Origin of the sequence: Cupriavidus sp. WGlv3 (assembly GCF_023952475.1) — a bacterium.
Classification (GTDB): domain Bacteria; phylum Pseudomonadota; class Gammaproteobacteria; order Burkholderiales; family Burkholderiaceae; genus Cupriavidus; species Cupriavidus phytorum.
This window is the reverse complement of record NZ_JALHRX010000100.1, coordinates 1-1,221: the sequence shown is the minus strand read 5'-3', so window position 1 is coordinate 1,221 and position 1,221 is coordinate 1. Positions and strand designations below refer to the sequence as shown.

At 60.2% G+C, this 1,221-nt stretch carries 1 protein-coding gene; it reads left to right on the top strand.

Going from position 1 to position 1,221, the window contains the following annotated elements:
* Positions 1-1,173: IS66 family transposase (gene tnpC, locus MKD38_RS30615; protein WP_116293522.1), on the top strand; the 1,173-nt coding region annotated here is incomplete at its 5' end.
* Positions 1,174-1,221 lie beyond the last annotated feature (48 nt).

The following is a 1,221-nucleotide window of genomic DNA, read 5'->3' as shown; positions in this document are numbered from 1 at the left end:
GTTGAGATTGGCGTGGAGATCAGCGAGCAACTCGACATCATCCCCCAGCAGGTCCGAGTGATCCAGCACCAGCGTGTCAAGTACGCGTGCCCGTGCTGCGACGGCAGTATCAAGGTGACGCCCGCCCCCGCACGCATCATCCCCAAGGGCTTGCTGACTGAATCCGCGCTAGCCTGGTGCATCACCTCCAAGTACCAAGACGCGCTGCCACTGTACCGCCAGGCCGCCTTGCTGCACCGCTTCGGCGGCGACCTCTCGCGCAGTACATTGGCCGCCAGCGTAGTACGTGTCGGCGAGGCCGTGCAGCCCATCATCAACCTGATGCGCGACCATCTGCTGGACGATGACCTTGTGCACGGCGACGAAACTACCGTCCAGGTGCTCAAGAAGCCCGGCAAGCTTGCCCAGACCAAAAGTTACCTCTGGGCGCAGATGAATGGATCAGGCCCGCCGGTACGGCTGTTTGCTTACAGCCCAACGCGGTCAACGAAACATGCTGCGGAGCTCTATGCCGGCATCAAGCCAGGAACGGTGTTGATGACCGACGGGTACGACTCATACGACAAGGTCGCGCACGCGAATCGACGGATCCATCTTGGATGCTGGGCTCATGCCCGTCGTTACATGATTGAGGCCGAGGAGGCTCTGCCCAAGGAGCAGCGCGGTGGCGAACATCCAATCACGCAGTTCATCGCGCTCATCGCCAAGCTCTTTGCTGTCGAGGCTCGGACTCGCGAGATGAAACCAGAGCAGCGCCAGCAGATCCGTGCCGAGCAGAGTCGGCCTGTGCTAGACGAAATCGAAGCCATGCTGTTGCAGCACCTGCACACCGTGTTGCCGCGAAGCAAGTTCGGCGAGGCACTACACTACTTCCATAACCAGTGGCCCAAGCTCGTCCGTTACGTCGAGAACGGCGCCTGGCCGATATCGAACAATGTGATTGAGAATTCGATCAGGCCGTTCACCGTAGGGCGCCGGAACTGGCTCTTCTGTGACACCGTGGCTGGCGCGAACGCAAGCGCGAATCTGTACTCGATCATTGAGACCTGCAAGGCCAATGGCGTCGATACGTACCGCTATCTCGTCGCCTTGTTCAAGGCGCTGCCGCTCGCGAAGACCGCTGACGACTACGAGGCCTTGCTGCCTTGGAATCTCAAGACATCCGCTGTTTAGCCGACCTCGTATCCGGCCGCAAGAGGCGTTGTTAGTCGACCGCTTACG